4 protein-coding genes and 1 pseudogene are annotated in these 9,391 nt (G+C 44.4%); all 5 read right to left on the minus strand.

The window, feature by feature from the left end; genetic code table 11:
• Nucleotides 1-128: 128 nt before the first annotated feature.
• A complete protein-coding gene (locus ACG2F4_RS18740) occupies nucleotides 129-1,697 on the minus strand; it encodes a sulfatase (protein ID WP_395262478.1) in 1,569 nt (522 codons plus the stop codon).
• A 546-nt stretch (nucleotides 1,698-2,243) separates the two neighbouring features.
• Nucleotides 2,244-2,594, minus strand: a pseudogene (gene tnpA / locus ACG2F4_RS18745) (IS200/IS605 family transposase).
• A gap of 221 nt (nucleotides 2,595-2,815) precedes the next feature.
• Nucleotides 2,816-4,318: a RagB/SusD family nutrient uptake outer membrane protein gene (locus tag ACG2F4_RS18750; protein WP_395262479.1), complete on the minus strand. Its 1,503-nt coding sequence runs from the start codon at nucleotides 4,316-4,318 to the stop codon at nucleotides 2,816-2,818.
• A gap of 19 nt (nucleotides 4,319-4,337) precedes the next feature.
• Nucleotides 4,338-7,700 (minus strand): SusC/RagA family TonB-linked outer membrane protein, encoded by a 3,363-nt coding sequence (locus ACG2F4_RS18755; RefSeq protein WP_395262480.1) that lies wholly within the window; start codon nucleotides 7,698-7,700, stop codon nucleotides 4,338-4,340.
• 67 nt (nucleotides 7,701-7,767) lie between these two features.
• The gene (locus tag ACG2F4_RS18760) at nucleotides 7,768-8,883 is read right to left on the minus strand and encodes a FecR family protein (protein WP_395262481.1); all 1,116 of its coding nucleotides are present in this window, start codon (nucleotides 8,881-8,883) and stop codon (nucleotides 7,768-7,770) included.
• Between the last annotated feature and the right edge of the window lie 508 nt (nucleotides 8,884-9,391).

Consider the following 9,391-nt stretch of genomic DNA (forward strand, 5'->3'; position numbering starts at 1 on the left):
TTTTATTTCAAATCGATTAAAAATAAAATATCTATATGTCATTGTTGTACAAAGAGTTACGCGGAATTATCTTCTTTTTAACCGGACACTAGTGAAATGAAATATTAATTAAGTTCATAATTTCATAATTACTGTTTTTGGACAGATAAGGGCTCTTCTTCAAAATCGCTTTCGTTGACCCATCCGGCATCTTCCTTGTTAGCCTTTCCATTCATATATCGCTGGTAGAACCACCGAGTTTGCTCGTGTGCATACCGGTAGGCATCGAAGATATATCCGCGGCCAAACATGCGCGGATCTCCCTGCTGTTTTAATTTTCGATACAGTTCTGTTTTTAGACTCTCTTTCATTTGGCCATAGGCCGGATCCTCGGCCAGGTTATGCAGGCAGTCCGGGTCTTTGGCTATATTGTAGAGCTCCTCGGCCGGGCGCTGGCCAAAGTTCCAGTCCCAGAAATGATACATGCCCGGCGTGGTGCGGTGGTCCAGCAGGTACGTTTTGGTGGGACTTCCATCGGTATTCAGGTAGCCCGTCTCGGGGTTGCCCACCGGCCAGCGGTCCGGCTCAAAGTTCTTCAGGTAGAGCATATCCCCCCGGATGATCCCGCGGACCGGGTAGCCCCAGTCGTAGGGGCGGGCGATATCGTGGCGCTCCTTGCCCAGCAGCACGTGGTCGCGGGCCGGGTTGACCTGTCCCTGCTGGTTGAAATAGAGAATATCGGTCAGGCTGCGGCCGGCCGCCGGGTGCATGCCGGTTTTTTCCCAGTTCAGTCCGGCCAGCTCAATGAAGGTCGGGGCGAAGTCGGCAAAACTGACAACATCCTCGACCACCCGGCCGGGATTCGCAATTCCTTCCGGCCACATGACGGCCAGCGGCATATGGGCCGAGTGCTCGTAGGTCTGCCCTTTGACGCGTGGGAACGGCATCCCGTTGTCGGCGGTCACCACCACGATGGTATTGTCCAGCTCCCCGCGCTCCTCCAGGGCGGCCAGCATGCGGCCCAGGTGCCGGTCGAAGTGCTCGATTTCGAAGGCGTAGTCCAGCATATCGGTGCGAATAGAATCAGAATCAGGCCAAAAGTCGGGAATATCGTCAATGTCAGAATGTTGCTTCCCTCCTTTTTCGATGCCCGAACCATACTCATACCGCCGGTGGGGTTCGGTGCTGCCATACCAGAATGCAAACGGCTGGTCGGTGGTACGCTCCTGCAGAAACGCCTCGAAATTAGCGGCGTAATCGTTGTCGGAAATGGCCGGGGTTGGCGGGGTGGTTCGGTGCTGCTCGTAGGGCGGTCCGGCCAGATGGCGAGGGGCCCCGTCCGCAGTTTCGGCCACGCCCGGCGCCCAGCCTTTGCCGGTGTGCCCCACGTGGTAGCCGTGCTCGGCCAGCACTTCGGTATATACCTTAAACTTCTGCGGGAAAAACGGCACGTGATTGGCCGCCTCCTCGAGCTGCCAGGAGTTACGACCGGTCAGGATGATCGCCCGCGAGGGCGCACACTTGGGATTGGGCACGTAGGCCCGGTTAAACAAAACTCCCTGTCCGGCTACCCGGTCAAAGGCCGGGGTCTGCACCCACTCGGTCCCGTAGGCCCCCATATGGGGGTAGGAGGCATCATCGGCAATGGCAATCAGGATGTTGGGGCGATCACTAGCGACTTGGGCTAGTAGAAATTTGGTTGGAACCAGAAAAAGCATGAACATGAATAAGACTAATACTATCCATTGCATGGAAAGCGATTTAACGATACTATTTCTCAATTCTTTTTTCATTAAAAATTAATTGTTGTTCATATTATCAGTTGGTAAATATTAAATGCAAATAGTTAGCACTTGCCAAACTTTGCTAGGTCAAATACTATGAGACCATTAAAATAATCTGGTTTTGAACGCCCAAAACACTTTATCTTATAGTAGAAGTGAACATATTTAAAGTAATTTTATGGCCATCCTAACTAAAATAGGCTTATGTTTGCCTCTTTTTTGAAAAGCTCTTTATTCTCGTATAAATTACATTTCAAATGTAAACTACTTGCTACTCGTAACATCGATGAGTTAACTTTTAACTCAGAACGGTTAGCGGTATTTGGTGATACATAAGTAATGTTATCTAAATTATGGGAAGTCTTACGATAATTTCCCATAATATTGCAAGCATACTGAAAGCTCCCTGAACTGGAAGTGCAAGGAGGGCGGGATGCGGACTGAAAGTCCTATTATAAGATAAAGTTCGAGTCATCTTATTCATCTTTGACTTTTATGTTGCTCCAAGTATAGTTGGATCATCTCATCGGTAATATTGCCCGTACTTAAAGCTTCATATCCTGCCATCCAGAAATGGCGTCCCCAATAGTATTTAGTCAAGTGTGGAAACTCCTCCTGCAGCAGCCTTAAGCTTCTTACTTTTATTGTCTTAATCAGTTAACTGATCGTTGTTCGAGGTGGATATTCAATATGAATGTCTACATGATCTTCACTTATGACTACTTCTTCTACTTCACAAATCTGAATGATCAACTCTCGAAACCACTTTTGAATGTCACCTTTCAATACATGGTAACGATAATTTGCAACCCAGACTAAATGTCGACTTATAGAATTAGAACCTTGGCGTAGTTTCTTTCTATAGCCAGAATATTTATTCTGCTATAGGTTTATCGAAACAATAAAGTTCTGTACTAAAATTGCAGGTTTTTCAATTCTATTCTGTGACCAATATAGTCTTCGCCTAAAGGCTAGAGTTTTCTCACATTCCCAGAAGGAGACAATAAATATTTGTATCAAAATTTTAAGTTTGACAGATAGTGTCCATTTTTTTAAAACCCTGGATGAATTGGATTCTGCTCTAGGTTCGAATTCAATATAATTTCCTCTTCCGGTATTAAGTGAGGGATACAATCACAGGTTGGTGAAACTTCACCTGAAGGACCTGACCAACCAGTTGGATTAACATAGCTTCTATCAATGGGACGATTATTATTAAACATATCGTAGGATCTGTGCCCCTCCCAAGCTAATTCTAATCTTTTTTCCACAAGTACAACGTCCAACACCGTATCATATCCTTTTAAATCATTAATGGAGTAAAGTTGATTTCCAGATAGACCTGCCCGCTCTCTGATCATATTCACCATGTCAATGGCCTCGTCCTCTCTATTTGTTTTAGCGTATGCTTCAGCCTTTATCAAATACATTTCTGCCAGACGTAACACAATGGGTGAGGATAATAGCGGTACTCCCCCCTCTCCTGTATATTTATTTATGTAGTATTTTGAGTAGCCGTTTCTTTTTTCAACCTGGTATCCACTATCTTCAGAAGAATCAGGAATTCGATTTCCATTTTCATCATAAATATAATGAGGATCAATAAAATTTATTCGTTCATCATTTTCATGTTGATAAATAAGTTCCCTGTAAGAAGCAGAGGCATAAATCTCTCCCCAACCCCCATCAAGACCATGATACATTGATCCAATTGAACCTTTTTCCATATTTTCACTTTCCATTAGTTTAATGGCGAAAATTGTCTCTGAATTATTTTCTGGCAAAATGGTAAAATAGTCACCAAACTGCTCAGTGGGAAGGAGTTCATATCTGCCAGAGTTAATGACTTTATCTGCATATTCAATAGCATTTTCATACTGTCCCATATAGAGATACATCCTTGCTAACAAGGCGAATGCAACCTCTTTAGAAGCATAAATAGAAGATTTTTCTTCAGACATCAATTCGGCTGCTTTTAACAGGTCATTTACAATAAACTGGTAAGTCTCTTCAACTGTACTTCTTGGAGGAAGCGCTTTTGTATCGGTATTATCCCTAATCATTACTCCCAAGTTCTCTTCGGGATTTTGGGAATAGGGGCGACCAAAAATTCTAACCAAGTCAAAATGCATTAAAGCTCGTATAAATAAATTCTCTCCCTTCAACTGTAAACGATCCTCAGATGCATCATCACTTATCGATTCTATAACTTGATTTACTGGATATAGTCCTCGATAAGTGGTTTGCCAAAGTTGTCTTGCTCTATCATGGTTAACATTATGTTCAAATGCATATGTCAACATAAGATTATCACCTGTTGATTTGACCAACAAGACATCGTCACTAGTCATCTCTTGGGTAAAATGCCTATTTCTAATATAGTTTCTTGTCCTAAGCGTACTATAATTCCCATCTGTTATATCTTTTAAAAGTTGAGGTGATTCTTTTACGACATCAGCTGTCAATTGATCATCGGGACGATATTCAAGTGAATCACAATTTGTCGCCATCATCAAAATTACCAGCCCCAAAAGTGTTATTTTTTGTGTATTCATCTTTTTGCCTGAATTTATGTTAAAAATCGATTTTCATTCCTAAGTTGACTTTCCGGGTGGGAGAATATCTTGAATTTGAACCCTGATTTATTACACCATCCTCTATACCTACATCAGGATCACCACCACTAAAATCTGTGAATACGAACATGTTGTCTATACCTAGATTAAACTGAACTCTTTGCAGACCCAAGAAATCAGTAAGTGCGTATCCTAAATTCATATTTTGGATGCGAAAATAACTACCATCCTCTAAATAACGGGATGAGGGTTGATTTGAATTTTTATTACCACCAGCAATCATTCGAGGATGTGTAGCTTGATCACCTGGTTCTTCCCATCGTACCCAGTTATCGTCTCGTTTCATTTCATTATGGGCCATGTGAGCTCCATCACTATCTATTCGCATACGATGGGCAAAATAAATTTGCTGCCCTATTGAATAGTTACCAATTATTCTAAATGAGAAATTCTTATAAAAAATCTGATTTTGAATACCTCCTGAGAAATCGGGATATGCGGACCCCACAAAAAGATTACTAGCTTGGTTGTAACTATTTGTAGTCAGGATATTAGACGGTTCAATATGATCTCCGGCATCTATTTTATTACCATTTTCATCTTCCCAGCGGATCCAGAGTGGGTCTCCGTTTTCAGGATCAACGCCAGCCCATTCCCTCATATAGAATTCATTCTTCGGATGCCCTTCACTAATCCTGTAAAAACCACTTCCGATATCCGCACCATCATGTAATTTCAATACCTCATTACGATTGAAGTTTATGCTGAAACTCGTTTCCCAATTAATTACACCTTGAATATTGACGGTATTTATACTGAGATCAAGGCCCTGATTACGTACGGTACCAACATTCATTACCTGACTAGCAAATCCACTAGCTGAAGATAACGGAACACGTTGTAATAAATCCTCATTATCCCGATTATAGAGATCAACCTCTATAGTAAAACGATCTAGAAATGCAAACTCTACCCCTACATTGGTCGTATAGGCTTTTTCCCATGTTAAGTCAGGATTAGGCAGACGGGCTGGTTGTGCTCCAGCACTACCGTTATAAGTAGTATTCGAAGAAAACTCATATGTGCCTAAAGATAGGTAAGGTTGAATATTAGCATTACCAGTGCTTCCATAACTTGCTCTTAGCTTCAGTATATCTATCCATTGATTCTCTTTCAAAAACGTCTCGTTGCTAATTAACCAACTCCCTCCCAAAGAATAGAAATTGGCCCATCGGTTATTTGCACCAAATCTGGATGATGCATCATAACGTAATGAACCAACAAGAAAATAGCGGCTCTGGTAATTGTAGTCTACTTGCCCGAAATAAGATAAAAACCCGGTTTCATTCGAAATACCTCCTGCTGTAGTCCTCGGACTTCCTGATGCTGACAACGCTGTTAGACCTAATGCAATATCTGAGCCAACAGCCCTCGTCCAAGAACTCCTAGAATAGCTATATTCCTGACCTAAGACACCTGACAAATTGTGCTCTCCAAAACTTTGATTAAAATTGAATACATTCGAAGTCAGAAATGAATTTCCATAGCCATAATCTTGAGTAACCAATCCACCAGCTGCATTCCCATCCTGATGTAATTTATCTACAAGTTCAAAAAAATCTTGACCTGTGAAACCAACCCGATTTTTGGTCGAAAAAGTTATCCAATCAGCAAGGTTCACATCCAATTGTAAATCAAGATCTAAATTACCATTTTTGTCTTCGCTAGATTGGTGTTCTCTATTATAAAAATAGTTAGAACTTGCATTACCGAACCATGTATTACCGGGACCAAGTGGATTGTAGGGTGTTCCATCCTCTTCATAGGCTGGATCCCACGGCATATTGTTATAATATTGGTTTCTAGCACTACCCTGTCCTCCAACCGGGTCTAAAGGACGTCGATTAACACCTGCATTTAATCTCGTATTGACAGTAAATAAATCTGAAATTGTATGTTCTAAACTTGCTCTTAGATTCATTTCTCTATATTCGGTACCAAGAAGTGTACCCAATTCATTAAAATATTTTCCACTTACATAAAATTGTGTCTTTTCATTACCCCCGGAGACAGAAAGTTGGTGCTGATTCACATATCCAGTTCTAGTTAGCAAGGAATTCCAGTCAGTATCTCTACTTAAGAGTGATGAGGGTAAAGCGCCATCCAAATATTCCTCAAAACTCATATTCATAAATTGTGGATCTCCTTCGGCAACACGATCATCATAAAAATTTCGATGTCCCATTTTGTATTGTGCATATAACTCTGCTGAGTTCATCGTTTCGAAATTTCGATTCTCACTAATACCGAATGATCCAGTATAGCTAACCTGAGTTTCCCCTCTTTTTCCTTTTTTGGTTTCAATAACTATCACACCATTTGCTGCACGAGATCCATATAGCCCGGTAGCCGCGGCATCTTTTAGCACACTAATTGAAGCTATATCAGATGGGTTTACATCTGAACCATCACCAATAATCCCATCGACTACATATAATGGAGAATTTCCTGCCCCTAGTGAACCAACACCTCTAATTAATACCTCCGTACCTGAACCTGGTTCACCTTGTGTGTTAGAAATACTTAATCCTGCAACTTTTCCCTGCAGCATTGTACCTAAATCTTCCGTAATAGGGGATGACTCCAGCTGGTCCGAATTTACAATAGAAACAGAGGATGATAATTCAGACTGGCGTTTCTGGCTGTAGCCAGTAACCACCAACTCCTCACCAGAAACCGCCTGTGTTTGCAGTGCCACGTCGAAACTTGTTCGGCCATCTATAGGCACCTCCTGCGTTTGATACCCGATAAAAGAAAACACCAGCGTATCTTGCAGGGAGGGTACATTCAGCTCGTAGCTGCCCTCACTGTCGGTGGAGGTACCCGTGGTCGTACCCTTTACCACCACGTTGACGCCCGGCAGCGGCTCACCGGAGGCGGCGTCCGTGACCTGGCCGGAGACCGTCTCCAGCTGGATCGGGGCCTTTTCTTCCGTCATGCGCTCAAAAAAGAAGAGCTGGCCGGTGGGGGAGATCCCGAAACGCAGGGACGTTCCATCCAACACTTTCCAAAACGCCTGTTTTGCGGTCAGCTGTATCGACTCCTCTACGACCACTGTTTCTGTCAGGGACGTAACCTGCTCGCTGTATGAGAGCTTCAGTTGAGCCTGGCGGGCGATATCCTGCAGAACCTCCCGCAGCATGTGCTGCCCCTCCTCAAGCTGAACAATTTTCATCAACTTGCCGGAAGCGGCATTTTCATCCTGGAAGTCTGTCAGTTCCTTCCCGTTCAGGTCCACAAGCAGCTCCTGGCTGTCCTGGGCAAACGCTCCCCCTGCACTGATACATGCTACAAACAGCAAGAGTGTCAAACATTTTACTAACGGTAGGCTCCGTATCTTTTTCCCCAACATCATATATCTTCTCCGTTTAATTTGTATTGACTTGTTCATATTCTCCTAAATCGTTCCCTTTAGTGAAAATGATAGTTCTGCCCTGGCGGCTGTACGAAACATCCATCGAGATGGAGAGCACCTTGAGCACCTCGCTCATCGGCATGTTGTCGTAGGTCGCCGTCAAGGTTCGATCTGACAGCTCTTCGGCATCTCCCTCGATTATGCACTCGATATCGTACCAGCGCTCCAGCCGGTCCAGCACCTCCGGAAACGGCGTGCTGTTAAATACCAGTCGTCCCCGGGTCCATCCCGTGTACTGGTCCATATTCTTAATATCGGAGACCGTCAGGCCGCCAACCTCTTTCAAAATTCCCAGCTTGTTGGGAGTGATCTCCACGATCTCTTTCTGCGGGGTGCCCTCTTCCATTTTCCCGAGCGAGACCAGCCCCTCCTCGACTGCCACTTCCACCTGGGTGGAATCGTAGGCCGTCACATTAAAAGCGGTGCCCAGGTCTTTCGTGTAGGTCTGGTGCGAGATGACGACAAACGGATTGTTTTCGTCGTGCTCAACCTCAAAAAAGGCTTCTCCCTCCAGGTACAGTGTGCGGGTCTCCCTGCCGTAATCCTGGGGAATGCGCAGCGTACTGCTCGCATTAAGTACCACACTGGAGCCGTCGCTCAGCTTCAGGCTGGTGCGCTGACCTTTCACGGTATTGATCTCCTGGTAGGTTATCTGCTGCTGTTGCTCTAACGTACTTTCCGCGTTGAACTGCTGAACCACAAACACCAGGGCGGCGACCAGCAACACCGCCGCGGCAGCGGAATAAATCCAGTAGGCACGCCCGCGCCGGCGCTGCCGGTTCACGGACTCATACGGTTTCCCGTTGACGCGTCCTCGCGCGTTGGAGTGATTTAGCGCGTATTCCCTCTCAAGACCCGGTTGTGGTTGAAATGTGTTTTCTTGAAACCGGATCCACTCTGCCCGCGCGTCTTCTTCGAAATCGACGGTCGATTCTGTGCTCCACTCTTCGACAAAGGAGCTGAAAAAATCTTCGTTGGCAGGATCATCCCGCAACCAGTCTCCCAGTGCCTGGAGCTCTTCTTCACTGCAGGTACCCTGCAAATATTTATGTAATATGTTCCAGTTCATAAAATTTTTCCGGGCTTAATTCGGTGGGATTACGACTGAGATCGGGCGTACCCTTACATTTTTTTTCTAACCCGGATTATTCACCAGGAAATTTGGTTTTGCATGAGGCGAAGGAAAAATGACAGCGGAAAAGGTACTAGTGTACCTTGAGCACGTCATTTTTCTTTTAACGAACTACACGGACAAATTTCGCAGCCCGTCGCAGCGGCACTCAAATTTGAGCAGTAAGTGATTTTTGATAGATCAAACAATCTCATGGGTTCATTCTCTTGTTTTTTACTATTTCGTCAATAATCCGGGTTGATGAATTAAACTGTACTGCAGTGGTGGTTTACCGGGAAGTATTATTTTCCTTTGTTTGGGCCGTAAAAAAGGCCGGGAATGGGACGCCCGTCCAGCCGCAGCAGGCGTGAAAGCTCGTTGAGACGCGACATGTCGCGTCTGTACTGGATTTTTCTTTGGCTTTCGCGCCCCATTCAAGGCTGGGAAGGCAGATCTACAATTATTC

Source organism: Halalkalibaculum sp. DA3122 (genome assembly GCF_043951865.1).
Lineage (GTDB): Bacteria > Bacteroidota > Rhodothermia > Balneolales > Balneolaceae > JAMQKA01.